The organism is Lysinibacillus sp. NPDC058147, assembly GCF_042884205.1.
In the GTDB taxonomy this organism is placed as follows: Bacteria; Bacillota; Bacilli; order Bacillales_A; family Planococcaceae; genus Lysinibacillus.
In genome coordinates, this window is record NZ_JBHVUJ010000005.1 from 70,694 (window position 1) to 90,043 (window position 19,350).

General features: G+C 37.3%; 19 protein-coding genes and 1 pseudogene. 9 read left to right on the plus strand and 11 right to left on the minus strand.

Annotation, left to right across the window (positions count from 1 at the left end; translation table 11 throughout):
- Positions 1-16 precede the first annotated feature (16 nt).
- Complete coding sequence (locus ACFVT8_RS15795) at positions 17-202, minus strand: YhzD family protein (RefSeq protein ID WP_132364027.1); 186 nt, start codon at positions 200-202, stop codon at positions 17-19.
- Between the two features lie 339 nt (positions 203-541).
- Between ACFVT8_RS15795 and ACFVT8_RS15800 the strand changes: the two genes are divergently transcribed.
- Genes ACFVT8_RS15800 through yhaM form a run of 3 tightly spaced genes read left to right on the plus strand, consistent with a single transcriptional unit; the run spans position 542 to position 5,588 of the window.
- Positions 542-1,756 carry a metallophosphoesterase family protein gene (locus tag ACFVT8_RS15800; protein WP_387083456.1) on the plus strand — a complete coding sequence of 405 codons (1,215 nt, stop codon included), beginning with the start codon at positions 542-544 and terminating at the stop codon, positions 1,754-1,756.
- Positions 1,757-1,761: 5 nt separating this feature from the next.
- Entirely contained in the window at positions 1,762-4,653 is a 2,892-nt protein-coding gene (locus ACFVT8_RS15805; protein ID WP_387083457.1) for an ATP-binding protein, read from the plus strand.
- Entirely contained in the window at positions 4,650-5,588 is a 939-nt protein-coding gene (yhaM, locus tag ACFVT8_RS15810; RefSeq protein WP_387083458.1) for a 3'-5' exoribonuclease YhaM, read from the plus strand. Before ACFVT8_RS15805 ends, yhaM begins: the two co-directional genes overlap by 4 nt.
- A 226-nt stretch (positions 5,589-5,814) precedes the next feature.
- On the opposite strand, the gene ACFVT8_RS15815 is transcribed toward yhaM, so the two are convergent.
- A complete protein-coding gene (locus ACFVT8_RS15815; RefSeq protein ID WP_387083459.1) occupies positions 5,815-6,789 on the minus strand; it encodes a peptidylprolyl isomerase in 975 nt (324 codons plus the stop codon).
- A 145-nt stretch (positions 6,790-6,934) separates the two neighbouring features.
- Between ACFVT8_RS15815 and ACFVT8_RS15820 the strand changes: the two genes are divergently transcribed.
- The gene (locus ACFVT8_RS15820) at positions 6,935-7,039 is read left to right on the plus strand and encodes a YjcZ family sporulation protein (RefSeq protein WP_082337661.1); all 105 of its coding nucleotides are present in this window, start codon (positions 6,935-6,937) and stop codon (positions 7,037-7,039) included.
- A gap of 418 nt (positions 7,040-7,457) precedes the next feature.
- Here ACFVT8_RS15820 and ACFVT8_RS15825 read toward each other — a convergent pair whose 3' ends face one another.
- The 6 genes from ACFVT8_RS15825 to ACFVT8_RS15850 form a co-directional block, all read right to left on the minus strand.
- Positions 7,458-7,643: a hypothetical protein gene (locus ACFVT8_RS15825; protein WP_049668928.1), complete on the minus strand. Its 186-nt coding sequence runs from the start codon at positions 7,641-7,643 to the stop codon at positions 7,458-7,460.
- A 70-nt stretch (positions 7,644-7,713) separates the two neighbouring features.
- Positions 7,714-8,259 carry a DUF3267 domain-containing protein gene (locus ACFVT8_RS15830; protein WP_387083460.1) on the minus strand — a complete coding sequence of 182 codons (546 nt, stop codon included), beginning with the start codon at positions 8,257-8,259 and terminating at the stop codon, positions 7,714-7,716.
- Between the two features lie 156 nt (positions 8,260-8,415).
- The gene (locus tag ACFVT8_RS15835) at positions 8,416-8,976 is read right to left on the minus strand and encodes an HTH-type transcriptional regulator Hpr (protein ID WP_387083702.1); all 561 of its coding nucleotides are present in this window, start codon (positions 8,974-8,976) and stop codon (positions 8,416-8,418) included.
- 156 nt (positions 8,977-9,132) lie between these two features.
- Positions 9,133-9,528 (minus strand): YtxH domain-containing protein, encoded by a 396-nt coding sequence (locus ACFVT8_RS15840; RefSeq protein WP_387083461.1) that lies wholly within the window; start codon positions 9,526-9,528, stop codon positions 9,133-9,135.
- A gap of 159 nt (positions 9,529-9,687) precedes the next feature.
- Positions 9,688-10,218: a tryptophan transporter gene (locus ACFVT8_RS15845; RefSeq protein ID WP_387083462.1), complete on the minus strand. Its 531-nt coding sequence runs from the start codon at positions 10,216-10,218 to the stop codon at positions 9,688-9,690.
- Between the two features lie 139 nt (positions 10,219-10,357).
- Complete coding sequence (locus ACFVT8_RS15850; protein WP_387083463.1) at positions 10,358-10,771, minus strand: HIT family protein; 414 nt, start codon at positions 10,769-10,771, stop codon at positions 10,358-10,360.
- Between the two features lie 104 nt (positions 10,772-10,875).
- Here ACFVT8_RS15850 and ACFVT8_RS15855 point away from each other — a divergent pair, with 104 nt between their 5' ends.
- Together ACFVT8_RS15855 and ACFVT8_RS15860 are read left to right on the plus strand one after the other, a co-directional pair.
- Positions 10,876-11,625, plus strand: coding sequence for an ABC transporter ATP-binding protein (locus ACFVT8_RS15855; protein ID WP_387083464.1), 750 nt, complete (start codon positions 10,876-10,878; stop codon positions 11,623-11,625).
- Positions 11,609-12,793, plus strand: coding sequence for an ABC transporter permease (locus ACFVT8_RS15860; RefSeq protein WP_387083465.1), 1,185 nt, complete (start codon positions 11,609-11,611; stop codon positions 12,791-12,793). Before ACFVT8_RS15855 ends, ACFVT8_RS15860 begins: the two co-directional genes overlap by 17 nt.
- A 58-nt stretch (positions 12,794-12,851) precedes the next feature.
- Here ACFVT8_RS15860 and ACFVT8_RS15865 read toward each other — a convergent pair whose 3' ends face one another.
- Both ACFVT8_RS15865 and ACFVT8_RS15870 read right to left on the minus strand, forming a co-directional pair.
- Positions 12,852-14,012, minus strand: coding sequence for an amidohydrolase (locus ACFVT8_RS15865; RefSeq protein ID WP_387083466.1), 1,161 nt, complete (start codon positions 14,010-14,012; stop codon positions 12,852-12,854).
- Positions 14,013-14,232: 220 nt separating this feature from the next.
- Positions 14,233-14,751: an antibiotic biosynthesis monooxygenase family protein gene (locus ACFVT8_RS15870; RefSeq protein ID WP_387083467.1), complete on the minus strand. Its 519-nt coding sequence runs from the start codon at positions 14,749-14,751 to the stop codon at positions 14,233-14,235.
- A gap of 234 nt (positions 14,752-14,985) precedes the next feature.
- Between ACFVT8_RS15870 and hemE the strand changes: the two genes are divergently transcribed.
- From hemE to hemY, 3 genes are all read left to right on the plus strand, one after another.
- Positions 14,986-16,035: a uroporphyrinogen decarboxylase gene (hemE, locus tag ACFVT8_RS15875; protein WP_387083468.1), complete on the plus strand. Its 1,050-nt coding sequence runs from the start codon at positions 14,986-14,988 to the stop codon at positions 16,033-16,035.
- Positions 16,036-16,199: 164 nt separating this feature from the next.
- Positions 16,200-17,120, plus strand: coding sequence for a ferrochelatase (gene hemH / locus ACFVT8_RS15880; RefSeq protein ID WP_387083469.1), 921 nt, complete (start codon positions 16,200-16,202; stop codon positions 17,118-17,120).
- A 14-nt stretch (positions 17,121-17,134) separates the two neighbouring features.
- Entirely contained in the window at positions 17,135-18,562 is a 1,428-nt protein-coding gene (gene hemY / locus ACFVT8_RS15885; RefSeq protein ID WP_387083703.1) for a protoporphyrinogen oxidase, read from the plus strand.
- Positions 18,563-18,707: 145 nt separating this feature from the next.
- On the opposite strand, the pseudogene ACFVT8_RS15890 reads toward hemY, so the two are convergent.
- Positions 18,708-19,350: pseudogene (locus ACFVT8_RS15890) on the minus strand (collagen-like protein); the annotation flags it as partial.

Consider the following 19,350-nt stretch of genomic DNA (forward strand, 5'->3'; position numbering starts at 1 on the left):
CTTTTACTAGCCATTTTTAGACATGGAATAAAATTAATTTACCTGAAGAGTTAACAAGACGATGAGTTTTGTTGGCAACACCTTTTTCTTCTATTTGTTGTAAACCGTTGATTTTTGCAGCCTCATCGTTTTCGAATGTCCATGTTTCATCAAACAAAGTTTCCCCAGTTTTTTCAAAAGCTGTAAAGCGATAATTCTCCATACAAACCCCACCCTTTACTTAAATATATTTCTATTATACATAGAAGATTTATAAACTTCACGGTAAAACTAGCGAATATTTTGATAAATCATAAAAGTTGTGGAAAGTTTAAGGCAATACTAATAATGAATATTCTTTGATTACATTTCTCATCTAGCGTGAAGTATGATAAAATAGAACAAATATTCGGTTTCGACGTGATTCAAGAATGTCTCATTATAAAAATGAGACAAATAGCGGTTAGTAATTATTGAAGTATCAATTTCGATGTGCTGAATTATTTACTGCATTGCGAGTGAAAAAAGAAGTAAATTATTTATTATTACTTGAGGTGATTGGATGTCAGCAATTCGTTTTTTCCACATGGCGGATTTACATTTAGATAGTCCATTTAAGGGCTTATTTGGTTTGCCTGAACAAAATTTTAAAAAGATTCGTACAAGTACTTTTGAAGCTTTTGACAAAATTATTCAGAAGGCTATTCAGGAGAAACCTGATTTTTTATTGATAGTCGGTGATATATATGATGGCGAAAATCGTAGCTTACAGGCACAAAGACGATTTCAAGAGGCTATGGAAAAACTCTTTCAGCATAATATCCCTGTCATTTTAAGCTATGGTAATCATGATCATTTAAATGGTGCTTGGACCCGCTTTTCCTTACCGAGCAATGTTTATGAGTTACCAGCTGAAACTAGTGTTGTTCAATTAAAAATACGTGGTCAGCAAATCAATATTTATGGTTTCAGCTATAGTGACCGTCATATAACGAAATCAATGATTGAAAGTTATCCTGTTGCACAGGACCAGCATGTTATTCATATTGGTATGCTTCATGGTAGTGAGGCTAGCGATACCTCACATGCTGTTTATGCTCCTTTCACAAAAGATCAACTTCTTGAAAAAAACTATCATTACTGGGCTTTAGGGCATATCCATAAACGACAACTTTTACATCAAAATCCACCGATTGTTTATCCAGGCAATATTCAAAGCCGACATCGGAAAGAGCAGGGAATAAAGGGCTTCTATGACGTAACCTTGTCACAAACTTCTACTGACCTGAAATTTGTGCCGACATCTACTGTTGTTTATAACGCGGTAGAGGTGGATTGTACGAATGTGTTTCATGCAAATGAACTACTAAAAAAATGTGAAGAAGTACTAATGCTTAATCGTCAAGAGTATGGCGCATCTGTTGTTGAACTCCATTTGAAAAATATAGATGAACAATCACAATCTTTATTTGAACATGCTACAGTTGATGCATGGCTAGAAACTATTCGAGAAGCCGAGGATGGGATTGAACCAATGTGTTGGGTACAAAAGCTCGTGTTACATCAATCGACAACATCATATGAGCATACTGCTGCGACTGAATCGGTGATGAATTTAATGGAGCAATGGGACATTTCTGAATGGAAGGATATTTTAAAGGAATTGTACCAACATGCTGGTGGTGCAAGATTGATCGAACCTTTAACAGAACAGGACATTAAAAATTTAATGCATAACGCGCAAGAATTAATAGTAGAAGAAATTCAAAGGGCGTGAATAACGTGCTAACGATACAAAAAATCCAAATTTATGGCTTTGGCAAGCATGAAAATATCACTATTACATTACATGAAGGTGTTACCATTTTTTATGGTATGAATGAAGCGGGTAAAACGACCATTCAACAATTTATTTTACAAATGCTTTTCGGATTTCCTACGAGGCAGCAGACACAACGTAAATATGAGCCGAAAGTATCGACTAAGTTCGGTGGTCAGCTTACGATTTGGCATCCAACGTATGGGCAATGCACGATAGAACGTATTAAAGGGAAGGCAGCTGGAGATGTCATAGTTTATCTAGAAGACGGAACAATTGGGCATGAGGAGCTTTTAGCAAAACTATTATATGGTTATTCAAAAGCCTCCTTTGAGTCAATTTTCTCCTTTTCATTACATGAGCTACAGGGCATTGAGAAAATGTCAGAGGAAGAGCTAACACATCTGCTGCTTGCCTCTGGGACAACAGGGATTCAACAACTATCGACTGTAGAAAAGAAATTGGACAAAGATGCTAGTGAGCTTTTTAAAAAAGCAGGCAAAGTGCCACTCATTAATCAAAAATTGGAGCATTTAAAAAGGCTAGAACGCACAATTAAACAAGAGCAAGGTAATATTCAGACCTTTGAGGATAAATTATTACAATTACAACAGCTTGATCAAAAGTTAGATGAGTTATATAGTCAGCAAAAAACACAGCAGCAAAATTGGCAGCAGCTCACAATACTTCAGCAGGCTATGCCACTTATAAAACAGCAAAGGGCTTTCGAACAGACGCAAAAAAGCTACGAACATGTGCAGTTTCCACCAGAAGGGATTCGACGTTATGAGCAATTAAAGGATCGGCTTATGCATGAAACACTGCAAATGGAGCAGTTGAAGGAGCAGTATCAAGCACTCCAACATAAGCTACAATTAACAATGGACGAGCAAACTATTACTGAAATGTCGCGTCTTGTGAATAAGGAAGCAACATGGAATCAGTTAGTTGTAAAGGAACAGAACTTAATGGATGAGCTGTATTTAATCGAGCAAGAAATAGAAACGCAGTTTCGTTTATTAGGTGTTCAGGAAAAAACAGCGCAAGATATTTTGCTTGAAGAAACAGTATCATTACAGCAAGAGGAACAATTCCAACAACAATTAAGCCAATTAGAGGAAGCAGAGGAAGAGCTGAAATTTCATTTGCGTTCGTTGGAGCAACTACATGTAGAACTAGATACAATCGCTCAATTGAAACAACAGCTTCAACAGGAGTCATTATCTACAGAAGAAGAACATATTTTAGCAGAGTGGCCTCAGCGTAAGCGAAAGCTCGAACAATTGCGTTATGGACGGTCACAACGTTTAAAACAACAACAACCAAGTGTCTTTATATTTATGGTGTTAGCCATAAGTGTACTTTCGTTTATCTATGGTGTTATGGAAAAAAATATAGCTGTAATCGTTGTAGGAGCGGTTATGTCACTGATCATAATTTTATATTTAAAATTTGCTAGACAAGCCCCTGAAGCGCCGAGTAAACAGCAAAGTCAGCAATTACGTGAGTTAGAGCAAGAGGAAAATATTGCTCAAGCCATCCTACTAAAAAAACAAAAACTAGAAGATCGCTGGTTACATGTAAATGAGCAACAGCAAGAAAAAGAACGTCAATATGTGAAACTTGAACATAAAATTCAGCGTGCTGAGCAGGTGAATGAAGAGGTCACTCAGTCGCTTCAGCATTTTTTAGGACACTATCGACTAGAGGGGAATATACCGAAAACATTATTACCAGAGCTGTTTATGCGCATTCGAGGTGCTCAAGAATTGGCAGCCAAAAAGAAGAGTACATTTACTCTTCTACAAACGGTACAAGCGGAGAAAATCGACCTCCTAGAACAAGCACAGCGAATCTTAAAGACAGAGTATAGTGAACAAGAAATCTTTATGCATTTACGTAATACATTTCTTACTTTACAGCAGGAGCAACAGGTATCCCAACAAGCAAAAGAGCAGTTGACTAACCTTCAGACCAAAATTCAAGGCGTGCAATCATATATAGACAGCTATGAGTCTGAAATTACTCAATTATTTAATGCCGCGAATGTTCAATCAGAGAAGGTTTATTATGAAACTCATGAACAATTTGAGCTACAACAAAAAGTAAAAACAGAACTTCAAGCTATTCAAAGTCAGCTAGCCTCGCTGAATGTAGACAACGAACAGTCATTAATAAATGAGGAACAGCTTAATGAAAAACTACTTACTTTAGAAGAAGAACGGGGCGCGATACAGGTTGCGATAGATCAATGCTTAGAACAACGCGCAACACTACAAATCCAAAAGGAGAATCTTCTAAATGACGAGAAATATGGTCAGTTGCTTCAACAGTTTGAAGAAGAAAAATCAGTGTTGCAACAGCTCATAGGGCAATGGGCTACAAAAAAGGCAGTTGCTACTGCGATTCATGAAACATTGTTCCGCCTAAGAGAAGAAAAACTACCATATGTTTTGACAGAGGTTAATGCAATATTTAATTTGTTAACTGGTGGACGTTACGATAAGCTTTTAATTAATGATGAAGGCTATTTTATTACACAGGATGCTTCTGGAATACGTTATCAAATGGCGGAATTATCACAGGCGACAAAGGAGCAAGCTTATATTTCGTTGCGCATGGCACTAGCAAAAACGCTTACAACTTCTGCCCCATTTCCATTTATTATGGACGATCCTTTTGTCCATTTTGATCGAAACCGTACAGACAAAATGGTACAATTAATGAAAGAAGTAGGATATGAACGTCAAATTTTATATTTTACTTGCCATGACGGGATGCTCAAACATTGGCAGAAAGATCAAATTGTCGATGTAGGAGCACTAGCAAATGAAAGGGGAGTGGCGTCAACATGAAGGGTATTACGACGCTCCAGGTAGGAGAATCAGTTGATCAATTTTTATTAATTAAACAGGCGACAAAAGGGGTTACCACAGTTGGAAAGCCATTTATGTCACTGTTATTACAAGATAAAAGTGGAGATATTGAGGCAAAGCTATGGGATACAAATGATGATCATGAAAAAATGTATCACGCTGAGGCAATTGTCCGTGTAGGTGGAGAAATTCATGACTACCGTGGCAAAAACCAACTGCGTATAAAATCAATCCGTGTAGCAAAACCAGAGGAGGGAATTGCTATTAATGATTTAGTTCCTTCCTCAGCAACTCCAAAAGAAGAATTATATGAAGAATTGACGCAATTTTTCTTTGATATTAAAAATCCAAATATATCACGAATTACACGTGCAGCTATTAAGAAACATCAGGATGCTATATTAGTATATCCAGCTGCAACGAAAAATCATCATGATTATGCGTCTGGTCTACTGGATCATATGGTGTCCATGTTGAAACTAGGAAAAGCAATTGCTGATTTATATCCTACATTAAATCGAGATCTGTTATATGCAGGGATTATTTTGCATGATATCGGCAAGGTTGTTGAGCTATCAGGGCCTGTTGCAACAATGTATACCGTTGAAGGGAATTTACTTGGGCATATTACTATTATGGTCAATGAAATTGCCAAAATTGCTAGTGAACTAGAAATCGAGGGCGAGGAAGTCATGCTATTGCAACATATGGTCCTATCTCATCACGGTAAAGAAGAATGGGGCAGCCCGAAAAAACCGATGATTCAAGAAGCGGAAATCTTGCATTATATTGATAATATTGATGCAAAGATGAATATGCTAACACGAGCATTAGGCAAAACTGCTCCAGGTGAATTTACTGAGCGACTATTCCCACTTGATAATCGATCGTTTTATAAGCCGACTATTCAGTAAAAGGTGTAGGCTTTATTTCTTAAATCAAAAGATGAAATAGCATTTTAAAAAGAAAGAGGAATCATTTTGATTGAACTTAATTCAAAATGATTCCTCTTCATTTACCTTAAATACATGTTTTCAATATACTTTAATCAATTTTATTTCAAAGCGATAGTATAAAAAAAGGGCTACGCCTGTATAAGCGTAACCCTTTTTCATATAGTAAAAATAACAACTATTTAGATTATTTCTTTTCAGTATCTTTAGATTCGTTGTCTTTACTTTCTTTATTAGCTTTTTCTTCAGCTTTTTTAGCTTCTTCTTCTTGAGCTTTAGCTTGCTCTTCACTTGTTGTTGTAAGAGCCTTGATAGCAGGTTCTAATTCTTTATCAGATGTTTTTATATCAGCATCTTTAGCCATTTTTGCAATGATATCTTTAAGAACTTGTTGATCTTGACCTGTGTTTGCTAAATTAGATAGCATTTGTGAACGGATGTTTGCTTCTTCGTCCTTGAATGAGCCAACACCTTTTACATCACGCTTGTCCGTAACTTCAATAACGTGGTAACCGTAGCTTGTTTTCACTGGTTCACTTAAAGTTTTTACAGGAAGTGCATAAGCAGCATCATTAAATTCGGGTACCATTGCACCAACTGAGAACCAACCAAGTTCTCCACCTTTTTCAGCAGAGCTAGTATCAGTCGAGTATTCTTTTGCTACATCTGCAAATTTAGCGCCGCCTTTAATTTTGGCAATTACTTCTTTAGCTGTTTTCTCATCGGCTACTAAAATATGACGAGCGTTTAACTCAGTTTTCATTTGCTCATAATGTTTTTTTACATCTGCTTCTTTAAAAGCTTTATCTTTTAAAGCTTTTTCAGAAAGTAGCTGAACACGTAAAGCATCTTTATAGCCTTGCTCTGTTAAGCCGTTCTCAGCAAGTGCTTGGGCAAAGTTATCACCGAATTGTGAAGCAGTTGCGTCATATGCTTCTTTGATTTCTTTATCTGATACTTTATATTTGTCTGCTAATACTTTTTCAGTCAGCATTTGTTCAAGTATCTTAGAACCTGCTAAAGATTTTGAAGTTTTGTTAAAGTCAGCAACTGTAATGTCGCCCACTTTTGAAGTTGCAATCGTTTTGTTGTCCCCTCCGCTACAAGCACCAAGCGCTAGTACCGAAGCAGCTAATGTTAAAGATAAAACTGTCTTTTTCATAGTGGATATTCTCTCCTTACAATGGTTTCGTCCATTTTTTACTATAACATAAACGTTTTAAAAACAAAATGGTTCCCCCCTTGAGTATAGCCTATATTTCAAATTTTCAAGCGCATAGGATATATAAAAGAAAGGGGGTGAAGTTATGAGCAGCGGAGGATATGGTGGCGGTGGCTACGGCTCAGGCTTTGCTTTATTAGTTGTGTTGTTTATTTTATTAATTATCGTTGGTGCAGCGTTCCTATACTAATTAATAAAAATGACGAAAAGCTAAGGGTTTAACGTCCTTAGCTTTTTTTACAATGTGGGCATCCGCACAAGCGCAGGCGGATGCTCTTTTTCTTTTTAACTTCTTTCAGCAGAAATCTTCCACCTTTATTGGTAGTGAGATGAATGCGGATTTAAGTTACTTTTCAAAAGGTGTCCAAACATCCGCTGAAATAGAGGAACACAGTCTAAGAACGCCACGTCCTGTGGCAATGACTGAGTGACCAACTTCGTGTTGGCCTAAAGCCTCCGGCGGATGTCACGGAATCGGAAAGGAGTTCTTAGGGGATATTAGCCTAAAACCATCGCATCCATGCGATAACGGCTAATTGACCTGCATCGTGCAGGCCTAAGCACAAAGCCGATTCCGGATGCAATTATGCCGAGGCATAATTGATCTACTATACTGCATATAAAACTTCAATATAAAATGAGACAAGTAATATTGTAATAAGTATATTTATAGTTCGGAATACTTTTGGTTGCTTTTCTTCGGGAATTTCACGTCGCATGCACAGCGCATAAGTCATGCGGTTTATTTGAAATAAATAGAATACCGAGAATAGAACTACAATCATTAATAGCAAGTCTATTCCTCCCCTCTTTCAGTATTAATAGCATAACAAAAAACGTCAATAAAACACAAGTACAAGCAATTTAGTGAACAGTAGGCGGCACTAAAATTTCATAGCCTTTAGGTGTCTCCTCAATCTGGGAGTCTTTAGGTGAATTCAATAAATATTTAACATATAGAATATCAATTACACATAGACTGCAATGGTAAGCTAAAAGTAATGTGCCATAATGGGTATACGCAGGGAATAGCAGTGTACCTACTAAAATGCTTGTATTTAAAACAATAAATGGTGTGAGTAAAGCTAAAATATAACGATTTTTCGATAAAGGTTCTCGGATACGCATATGTAGAACCGGAATAACATAAAATTGAGAACGTACACGCAATTTTAAATGTTGACGTAAATCATACAATGCTAGAAAGTGTAAGCATTTATGGATTGGATAGATTGCAAATATAGCAATAACAAATAGCCAAAATAATTGATCAGTATAGTGCTCGTCATTAAATAAATTAAATGTCACATAGGAAAGTGAAAAGACTGTAAAAAACACAAATATGGACATAATCATAATACGTGTTGTACCGTAATGATGTTCAAGATTTAATATTTTCCAACAATGCATGATTATCAACTCCGTAATATGAATGGTCCTATTTAATGTAAATTGATTTATGTTAGAATGCAAGAAAAAGGAGGTATCTCAGAAAAATTTCTGAAGTACCTCTTTTAGCATGATTTTATAAACTACTACTGCCATTAAAGCCTAATAGTTACACCTTCATCCTTTTACAGTTGAACGTTCTTCAATCGTGTCAAAGGAATCACGGAAGTGCTGGAAGGAACGCTCAAAAATGTCGATGAAGTCCTCTCCATAAATATTGCGAATAACAGCCATAACATCTAAAAATTCTGGGAAGCGACCGTATAGGTCTTTTAAAGCTAGTGAGCCTTCTAGCACAGAATGATACGTATTATGATAATTGCTATTCATTTCAACAATAAGTTCTGTACCTGTTTCGGTTAACTCAACGTACGTATTACGCTTATCGTCATCTCGCTTTGAAAACTTAAGGAATCCACGCTCTTCTAATTTCTTTGAAAAATTAAATGCTGTGGAAACGTGCATAACCCCAAACTTTGCCACATCAGAAATAGAAGCCCCTTTTAAATGATACGAAATCCATAAAATATGATGTTCATTAATATTTAAATCGTAGGGTTTAATCCATTGCTGCCAATCTTTTTCAACTGCTTTCCATAAGGCTTTTGATAATTGCGCAATTCTTTGACTATAAAGCATCGCTTCTTTTTGAGTGTATAAGTCCTCTGACAAAGCCATCACCTACTGCTTTCTTTAACATTTTAAAAATATTATAGCAATAAAGGAAAAAAGTTTAAAGTTAGAAAAATTAAAAAATTGAAAAGTGGTTAAAAAATAATATTATTAATATTAAAAATAATAAAGATATAGATTTCACATTAGTATATAAGGACTTTAGTCGCTGATTTTTTCTAGCGGTTTTTTCTTTTTTTCTGTAAATTGTGCAACGTTTTTCTCGATTTCGCTTATTGAATTCTGTAATGCTTCTATTTCTTGTTGTAAGTTGTTTTTTGATGGCTCGATTTCTTCAGTGAATGTAGTAATAGTTTGTTTTAAATCATTTATTATTAGTGGTATATTATTTTTTATTTCATTTGAAAGTGAATTAACGGATTGTTTAACTGTACCTACTTGCTGCTTTACATCTAATAGTTTGTCCTTTGTGCTTTCAGCATTTGATCGCAAATTAGCACGTAATTGTTGTCCTGATTGAGGAGTTGAAAAAAGTACAGCGATTGTACCGCCTACGATCCCAGCTGTCAGTCCAATTAAAAATGGTTTTGCTTTCATATCGAATACCTCATTTCTGTAATTATCATGTATTACCTACTATTAAACCATGAAATGCACAAATACAAAAAGAAAAAGGAAACTAAACGAGTGATATTGAATCACGGTTTAGTTTCCTTTGTAGATGAAGGTACATTGTCTAGACTTATGCACCGTTTATTAAAGTGAGATAGCTGTTTGGAATTTAGAACGCTTCACTAATTTTGCAACTATCGGATAAATAATTACAAAAGCAATAACATTAAATGCTACAGCAGGTAATACAACGCCTACAAACAGAACAGCGAATGTTGCACCAACATTTGCATTGAATACAAAAAGTGCCACTGCTAAAAAGACAGTTCCAGATAAAATTGTTCCTAAACCAACTAAGCTAGCAGATACTATAAAATTGCTTGCCAATTTTTTTAGCACAATTAATATAGCTAAAAAGACAAAGCCTGTAACTGCTTTATCGATAATATTTGGAACAAGTCCGGCTGGAAACGTTGTAAACAATCCTGATAGTACACCGGTTGCTAAAGAAAGTAAGAACGTTTCTTTAACAGTTGGGAACAATAAAATGCCAATAAACATCATTGTTAGCATGAAATCAGGTTTCATGCCGTTTACCATACCTGGTGTGACCACATAAAGGGTAGCACCAACACCGACTAAAAGGGCCATTAATACTAAATTCTTTGTATTCATTTCTAATCTCTCCTCGACTATGCTAATCTTTTTGTCTCCTAACGTGTCCTCATGACCGTAAGCGAAACTTATTTGTGATTTTACGCTAAAAATTTTAAAATTGCAATACACTATTCTGATAATTCAAGTGTACAATGTGTTAAAGGTTAGCTTTAATGCTTTCCGCAACTTCAGTTAATTGCTCTTGTGAATATTTTTGTGTTTGCCAAATTAAGCCCAAACCTTCTTTTTCATCAAAACGCGGAATAAAATGTAAGTGGTAGTGGAAAACAGTTTGTCCAGCTGCAGCACCATTATTATTAATGGTATTCATTCCAATTGGATTAAAAGCAGCCTTAATAGCATTTGCAATTTTCGGTGCTACTGCATATAAATTACGAGCCACTTCTTCAGGCATTTCGAATAGGTCTTTGCAGTGATGTTTTGGAATTAATAATGTGTGACCTTTTGCTACGGGCGAAATGTCAGTAAAAGCATAGACATGCTCGTCTTCATAAATTTTTGTACTTGGGATAGATCCATCAATGATTTTGCAAAATAGGCAATCGCTCATTCGAAAATTCCTCCTTATTTTATATGTAAGTACATTCTATCATACTCATAACTGTATCATTTGCTAATTTTTGATAAAATATAAACGAGAAGAGGAGTGAGGGCATGACGGTATTAGAGGTACAACATGTGACGGGTGGTTATACAAGAAAGCCTGTTATTAAAGATTTATCATTTACGATTGAGAAAGGGGAGCTTGTTGGCTTAATCGGCTTAAATGGAGCTGGTAAAAGTACAACGATTAAGCATATCATCGGAACAATGCTTCCAAAAGAAGGAGACATTCGTTTAAATGGTGTGACGTTAAAGGAAAATACGGACAAGTATCGTACAGCATTTTCTTATATTCCAGAAACACCTGTATTATACGATGAGCTAACATTACGTGAACATTTAGAATTAACCGCGATGGCATACGGCCTAGATGAAGCAACACTTGCAGCTCGTTCACAAATATTATTAAAAGAATTTCGAATGGAAAAGCGACTTAATTGGTTCCCTTCGCATTTCTCAAAGGGGATGCGTCAAAAGGTTATGATTATGTGTGCCTTTTTAGTCAACCCAAGCCTTTACATTATTGATGAACCTTTTGTGGGGCTCGATCCACTTGGAATTCAATCATTGCTTGATCAAATGGATGAAAAGAAAAAAGAGGGCGCTTCTATATTAATGTCTACGCACATTTTATCGACTGCTGAAAAGCATTGTGACCGCATCATTTTATTGCATGAAGGACGTGTGCGAGCACAAGGAACAATGGAGGATTTACGCAACGCATTTACGATGCCGCATGCGACATTGGACGATTTATATATTGCAATGACAAAGGAGCGCGACCATGAAGAACTTGCGTGATGTATGGTCCTCTCGCTTCATGCACTATATAGGTGAAGTACAAAAATATATGCGATTTATTTTTACAGGACATCTAGCGATTGTACTAGTATTTCTTATCGGAGCAGGGGGCTATCAATATAGTGAATGGCTGAAAATTGTACAGCCCGATTTTCCAGCGGAAGTATTAATCGCAGTGTTTGTAGGGATTTTACTTGCATTTAGTCGTCCAACTTCACTTTTGAGAGAGCCAGACCAAGTGTATTTATTACCATTAGAATCAAAAATGTCACAGTATTTTAAAAAGGCGTTAGCGTGGACGTTTTGGTCGCAAGTTTGGACTGTGGCAATTGTTTATATCGTTAGCATCCCTTTACTAAAGGCTGTTACTGAATTAACAACATTTGAAATTTGGTCAGTGTTTTTACTTATTATTATATTGAAGTATTTGAGTGTTCAGGGTGAATTTAGCTATCGTTATAGTGAACGTGGTCAAATGATCTGGGTAGACAAGCTAATTCGAGCTGTTATCTTTAGTGTTGCTGTGTACATGGGGCTTCAAATGCAGCTTATCTTAGCGATTGTTGCTGCTGCAATTGGGTGTGTGTATATTATAATATTTAGAAAAAAATGTGCAGGTGAGCCTGTCCCTTACGAGCATTTTGTGAAGCTGGAACAAAATCGCATGATGAGTTTCTATCGTTTTGCTAATTATTTCACAGACGTTCCACATTTACGTGGTAGCATCCGTCGTCGCGGTTGGCTCGACTGGCTTTACAAATTTGTGCCATACAAAAAAGACAAAGCTCAAAAGTACTTGGTGTTCCGTACATTCGTCCGAACAGATGATCATTTTTATTTATGGCTCCGATTAACAGTGATTTCAGCGGTTATTGCAGCCTTTGTAGATATCCCAGTCGTTACATGGATTGTTGCAGGTGCATTAAGTTTTGCGACAACCATTCAATTAAAGCAGGCTTTATTATCAAGTGGTGAATTCCGCATGGATATGCTGTATCCTTTACCTGATGAAGCACGCAAGGTAGCAGTCAATCAAATTGTACGTCTTGCGATGATCACTCAAGCTATTATAGTTGGTCTATGTGGTATAACACAGCCAATGTTTTATGTAACCTTTATTATCATACTGATTGTAAGTGAATTGACGGCTAAGGTCTCAAAATCTTGATAATGAAATCAAAAGCTCATTTCTCCGATAAAAGATTTGGAGAAATGAGCTTTGTTTTTTATTCCACAAATTGATAGTCTAATGCTGCGGTTAATAATACCTTTGCAGCAATGAGCATGCCTTTTTCATCTATATCGAATTTCGGATGATGATGTGGTGCATATTCAGCTGGTTTGGCTCCAGTAAAGAAGAAAGTACCTGGTTTTTCCTCTAAGTAGTAAGAGAAATCTTCAGCCCCCATACTTGCTTTAATTTCAGTAACATCGCAAATATCCTGTGCGATGTCACGCACAAATAGTGTTTCTTTCTCATGATTTACAACTGCGGGGTAGCCACGACGATAATCCAGTTCAATTGTACAATCATGCGCAATTTCTGTACCTTGGATAACCCGTTTAAACTCACGCTCCATCGTTTCACGAACATATTTATCAAATGTTCGAATTGTACCATTTAAATAGGCTGTATCGGCAATGATATTGTCAGCATTAGATGCTACGAATGAACCAACTGATAAAACAGCCGATTCGATTGGGTCAACTCGACGTGCGACAAGTTGTTGTAAATTCATAACAAGCTGAGAGCCAATAACGATTGCATCCTTTGTTTGATCCGGATGAGCGCCATGACCGCCTTGACCTTGAATTTTCATTTCAAAACTATCAACAGCAGCCATAGTTGGACCGACGCGGTAGCCAATCATTCCTGTTGGATGGTTAGAAGATAGATGTGTACCAAAAATAGCATCAACGCCATTCAAAGCTCCAGCCTGTACCATACCAATTGCTCCGCCTGGATCAGCCTCTTCAGCATGCTGATGAATTAGTACATATTCCCCTGCTAATTCATCGCGCATTTCCCACAATAGCTTACCGACAATTAACAAAGTAGCTGTATGACCATCATGCCCGCAAGCATGCATAACGCCAGATACAGTTGATTTGTAAGGTACATCTTTTTCATCTTGTATAGGCAGTGCATCAAAGTCTGCTCGTAAGGCAATCGTTTTGCCAGGCTTGCTTCCTTTAATGCGCGCAATTAAACCGTAGCCACTGACATTCGCTTCAAGCGGTACGCCCAGATTTTTGTAAAATTGAATAATATAGTTAGCGGTTTCTTGCTCCTGGAAGCTCAGCTCCGGATGCATATGTAGATGACGGCGAATCGCCACCATTTCATCAAAATGAGCATCAATCTTTTCAAGTAGACGTTGGTTCACAGTAAAACCTCCTTAAACAGATTATCCTAGATTTTTATTAATAACATAATAGTTTCATTAATTGGATAAAACAGCAGGTTAGCGCTTCTTATAAAAGAATATTCTTGGCAAGAGTAATAAATTCCGCACGTCCCGGAGAATGGCCTCCGGAAGGGCGGGGGATATCAGCGGGAGGGCAGTGAATACCCGCGGAAGAGCAGTAAATAACTGCCTACCCTAACTAATCTTCGTTTTCTTCCTTTGGAGAAGCGCTATACGTTGTAACATAGGAAGCAGCTGAGAAAATGTTTTGCTGATTCACACCTGTCGGTTCTTTACGTTCAGCATGTGCGGATGCAAAGGCCTTTGAGCTTTTCCATGCTTCAAACGAATGAGGACCGTTCCATTGTGTCATGACGATGTATGTTTCACTATTTATTGGACGAAGTAGTCGGAATGCTACGAAGCCTGGTTCATCTTCAATAGCGCGTGCTCGATTTAAAAAGCGATGTTCAAAAACTGGTCGACCTTCATCTGTAACGGGAATATTGTTGAATACAAAGAAGCCACGTTCTTCTAGATCATTTACTGAATCGAGCACTTCGAATTTACGCGGTGTGGCAAAGACAGATTTTCTTTCGGTCTCATGTATAAGCACAGAGTTTCCTTCTCCGTGTATTAAAATCATTCCCTCATTTGAATATTTTTTCTGTAACTGTTCTAAAAAATCACCTGTACCAGAAGTTAAATAAATATACATAAAATTGACCTCCTTATGAATTTTCATAATATAGCGTGATTATCTCCATTTAAATGAAAGTCTATAGCTTTGTCAAAAAAGAAAGCCCTTAGAAAGAACAATTTTATGACATTTCTCTATGAAAACTATACAATAACAGAGGAAGCGTTTACTATTGAAAACGGATATCAATAATAACGGAATAAACAAGAGAATTTTGACGATATGAATTTTATTGAGGGGAAGGAATTATTCATGACAACTTTTAATGATACTCTTCTACGTGCTGCACGAGGAGAAAGAACGGAACATACACCAGTTTGGTATATGCGACAAGCAGGACGCTCTCAGCCGGAATATCGTGCGATTAAAGAAAAGTATTCTTTAGAGGAAATAACACTTCAACCTGAGTTATGTGCATATGTAACACGATTGCCAGTAGAAAATTACAATGTTGATGCGGCAATTTTATACAAAGATATAGTAACACCTCTCCCTGGTATTGGGGTAGATGTGAAAATCAAAGCAGGCGTAGGTCCTGTAATTTCAAATCCTATTCGCTCAATCGCTGATATAGAAAAACTAGGCGAATTCAATGCGAAAGAACATACACCATACGTTTTAGAAACAATAAAAATGTTAGCAGAGGAACAACTAAATGTACCTCTAATCGGCTTTGCAGGTGCACCATTTACTCTTGCAAGCTATATGATTGAAGGTGGTCCTTCAAGAAACTATAATAAAACAAAGTCATTTATGGTATCGGAGCCTCAAGCTTGGTTTGCATTAATGGACAAATTAGCTGACATGATTATTTCTGATATTTCTGCTCAAGTAGAAGCGGGAGCAAAAGCTATTCAAATATTCGACTCTTGGGTCGGTGCTTTAAATGTTGAAGACTATCGTGTTTTCATTAAACCAATTATGACACGTATTTTTGCTGAGCTGAAAAAAGAAAATGTGCCACTTATTCAGTTTGGTGTCGGTGCAAGTCATTTAGCGAAAGAATGGAATGATTTACCGGTTGATGTTGTTGGCTTAGATTGGCGTTTACCAATTAAAGAGGCGCGTGCAAACGGTATTACTAAACCAGTACAAGGCAATTTAGATCCATCACTATTACTTGCTGATTGGTCAATTATTGAAAAACGCACGAAAGATATTATCGATCAAGGCCTAGAAATGCCAGGGCATATTTTTAACCTAGGTCATGGTGTATTCCCAGAAGTAGACCCAGAAGTGTTAAAACGTTTAACAGCTCTTATTCATGAGTATAGTGCTCAACAAATCCAAGCACGTTCTTAATATAGAAGTGAACAAGATATAAATTCTCATATTCTTTTCTACGATGATATCTCGATTTCATCGTAGAAAGGGTGCTGTCCAACCTAATGAATTGGACAGCTTCTTTTTGTCACATACTGTACGAATAAAGATATATTTAACTATTATTTAGAGGTGAAAAGGTAATGAAAGAAGTTAAAGGCTTATTAGTTATGGCATACGGAACACCCTATAAAGAAGAAGACATCGAACCTTACTATACGCATATTCGCCACGGTCGCAAACCATCAGAAGAACATTTAGAAGATTTACGTAGCCGTTATGAAGCAATCGGTGGTTTATCACCACTTGCTGCTGCTACGAAAGCGCAGGCTGAAGCTTTATGTGCACGTTTAAATGAAGTACAAGATAAAGTGGAATACAAATTATTTATCGGATTAAAGCATATCCACCCATTCATTGAAGATGCCGTAGAAGGAATGGTAGCAGAAGGTATTAAAGAAGCGGTTTCTATCGTATTAGCTCCTCACTTCTCAACGTTCTCAATTAAGTCGTATAATGGTCGTGCAGCAGAAACAGCTGGAGATCGATTAACAATTACTTCTGTTGAATCATGGTATGATGAACCAAAATTCATTGAGTATTGGAAAATGAAAGTGAATGAAACGTTTAATGCAATGTCTGATGAAGAACGTGAAAAAGCATGTTTAATCGTGTCTGCACATTCACTTCCAGAGAAAATTAAAGAGCTAGGCGATCCATATGAGGATCAATTGATTGAGACAGCTCGACTAATTAAAGAAGCGACAGGTGTAAACAATGTAGAAGTTGGCTGGCAGTCAGCAGGTCAAACACCTGAGCCGTGGATCGGTCCAGATGTTCAGGACTTAACGCGTGAACTTTACGAGCAAAAAGGCTTCCGTTCATTCGTTTATACACCAGTTGGCTTTGTAACAGAACATTTAGAAGTTTTATATGATAACGATTATGAGTGTAAAGTTGTTTGTGATGAGCTTGGCGCGAAATATTATCGTCCAGCAATGCCAAATACACACCCGTTATTTATTGATGCAATGGTTGATGCCATTCATAAAAAATTAAGCTAAGCGAAAAGAAAGTGATGATGTTGGTGACTCAGAAAAGACGAAAGGTAGTTGTTGTAGGCGGAGGTATTACCGGCCTCACAGCTGCGTTCTATTTGCAAAAAGAAGCAAGCGCAAAAGAATTGCCGTTAGATATCGTACTTGTCGAGTCGTCATTACGTCTTGGCGGAAAAATACAAACACTGAGAAAAGATGGCTTAATTATCGAGCGCGGGCCAGAATCTTTTTTTGATCGTGAGAACTATGTATATGCTTTGGCAAAGGATTTAGGCATTGAACAAGAAATGATTACAAGCAATACAGGACCGACTTACGTTGCCGTTGGTAGTCAATTGTATCCAATCCCGAGCAATCTTTTGTCAGGGGCAACACCACATGTCTCGTCATTTATTACATCAGGTTTGTTTTCACTTAGCGGGAAAGTTCGTGCGGCGGGGGATTTTTTCATCCCTCGCTCTGCACAGAATGATGACCAACCATTAGGGCAATTTTTTAGAAGAAGATTCGGTGCTGAAATCGTAGAAAACCTAGTCGAGCCATTACTTGCAGGAACATTTGCTGGTGATATAGAGCAGTTAAGCATGCGCTCAACATTCCCGGAACTCTACGGATTAGAACAAAAATATCGTAGCCTACTGATTGGGATGAAAAAGTCTGGTACGAATTTTTTAAGTGACAAACTTAATACAAAAGATAAGGGGATTTTTCAAACATTTAATAATGGTCTTGAGACACTTATCGAAAAACTTGAAGAATCACTACTTCCTGGGACAGTTATGAAGGGTGTTAAAGTTGAGGAAATTGAGCATGGTAAGGATGGGACTGTCCAAGTTGTGTTAAACAATTTTACACAATTAAAAGCAGATGCTGTTATTATTGCTACACCATTTAATGTGGCCAGAAAAATGTTCAGTAAACACCAGCTATTAAATGAATTGAGTACGATGAAGGCAGCAACTATTGCTACTGTGACAATGGCATTTAAAAAAGATCAGTTAGGTGATCTAGATGCGTTATCATTTTTCGTCTCCCGAAATAGTGATTTTTCAATAACTTCTTGTACGTGGATTAACCGCAAGTGGCCTGGCACAACACCAGATGATTACGTGCTGTTACGCAGCTATATTGGCCGAGTGGGTGACGAGGCAATTGTAGCGTTATCTGATACAGAAATTGAAAAGACCGTATTACAGGATTTAATGAAAACAATTGGTGTAGATGGAGAACCGTTAATGACTGTCGTTTCCCGCTGGAAAAATGCCATGCCACAGTATACGGTAGGACATGAGGCGAAGGTAGAGCGTGTAAAACAAGAATTACATGAACATTTTCCGACTGTAAAGCTCGCGGGGAGTTCCTTCGAAGGAATATCAATACCTGAATGCGTTGAGCAAGGTAAAAATATTGCTGACGAAACATTAAAGGAAATGTTTGGGGATCATTAAGGAATAAATGGTTATCAGTAAGTAGTACAAACTTGAAGATCAATGTTTGTACTACTTTTTTATTTTGAAATTTGATAGGGCATAGTACGTCTAAATTAAAAAACTGGGAAAGTAAGCTTCTACTTTCCCAGTAAAGATCTCAATACTATGAAATTCGGTGACATGACCATACAATACCGCCAGAGTTAGCTCCTCCAAGAGTAAGCCCTATCGTTAAACCGTTAGCATTGTAGAATAAATCAATGGTATCACCTGCATTTAAATCGACTTCTCCAGCCAATGTTACTGTCCCATTACCAAGGACAGCGCGTAAAGTTAACACCACAGGTATTGCTACGTTTAATACAGGGAATAACCCACTTATTAAATTTGTTGTAGCGTTTTGGCGAATAGCAAATGATGGATTGATGCCAGCCCCTAAACTTACGGAAATTGCTGCAGTAGTTGAGTAGTTGATTGTAGCTTCAAAAGCGTATCTTCCAGTTGTTGGAACAGTGAAAATTCCGGTCACTGGATTGAATGCCGGTGTTGTGAAATATGGAGCTGCAACACTCCAGTTAGTAATTGTAGTAGAAGCGCTTACTGATAAACCATTAGCAAATGCTGAGAAACCTTCTGTAAATGCAGGTCCGGTAATCCCAGTAATTCCGGTAAAGCCAGTCGCGCCTGTAATGCCAGTAGCACCTGTAACGCCAGTAGCCCCTGTTGCTCCCGTAGCCCCTGTTGTTCCAGTAGCCCCTGTTGTTCCAGTAGCCCCTGTTGTTCCAGTAGCCCCTGTTGTTCCAGTA

Coding starts and splice junctions, on each gene's coding strand:
- ACFVT8_RS15795 (WP_132364027.1), bottom strand. CDS start 202: ATGGAGAATTATCGCTTTACAGCTTTTGAAAAAACTGGGGAAACTTTG.
- ACFVT8_RS15800 (WP_387083456.1), top strand. CDS start 542: ATGTCAGCAATTCGTTTTTTCCACATGGCGGATTTACATTTAGATAGT.
- yhaM (WP_387083458.1), top strand. CDS start 4,650: ATGAAGGGTATTACGACGCTCCAGGTAGGAGAATCAGTTGATCAATTT.
- ACFVT8_RS15815 (WP_387083459.1), bottom strand. CDS start 6,789: ATGAAAAAGACAGTTTTATCTTTAACATTAGCTGCTTCGGTACTAGCG.
- ACFVT8_RS15820 (WP_082337661.1), top strand. CDS start 6,935: ATGAGCAGCGGAGGATATGGTGGCGGTGGCTACGGCTCAGGCTTTGCT.
- ACFVT8_RS15830 (WP_387083460.1), bottom strand. CDS start 8,259: ATGCATTGTTGGAAAATATTAAATCTTGAACATCATTACGGTACAACA.
- ACFVT8_RS15835 (WP_387083702.1), bottom strand. CDS start 8,976: ATGGCTTTGTCAGAGGACTTATACACTCAAAAAGAAGCGATGCTTTAT.
- ACFVT8_RS15840 (WP_387083461.1), bottom strand. CDS start 9,528: ATGAAAGCAAAACCATTTTTAATTGGACTGACAGCTGGGATCGTAGGC.
- ACFVT8_RS15845 (WP_387083462.1), bottom strand. CDS start 10,218: ATGAATACAAAGAATTTAGTATTAATGGCCCTTTTAGTCGGTGTTGGT.
- ACFVT8_RS15850 (WP_387083463.1), bottom strand. CDS start 10,771: ATGAGCGATTGCCTATTTTGCAAAATCATTGATGGATCTATCCCAAGT.
- ACFVT8_RS15855 (WP_387083464.1), top strand. CDS start 10,876: ATGACGGTATTAGAGGTACAACATGTGACGGGTGGTTATACAAGAAAG.
- ACFVT8_RS15860 (WP_387083465.1), top strand. CDS start 11,609: ATGAAGAACTTGCGTGATGTATGGTCCTCTCGCTTCATGCACTATATA.
- ACFVT8_RS15870 (WP_387083467.1), bottom strand. CDS start 14,751: ATGTATATTTATTTAACTTCTGGTACAGGTGATTTTTTAGAACAGTTA.
- hemE (WP_387083468.1), top strand. CDS start 14,986: ATGACAACTTTTAATGATACTCTTCTACGTGCTGCACGAGGAGAAAGA.
- hemH (WP_387083469.1), top strand. CDS start 16,200: ATGAAAGAAGTTAAAGGCTTATTAGTTATGGCATACGGAACACCCTAT.
- hemY (WP_387083703.1), top strand. CDS start 17,135: ATGATGTTGGTGACTCAGAAAAGACGAAAGGTAGTTGTTGTAGGCGGA.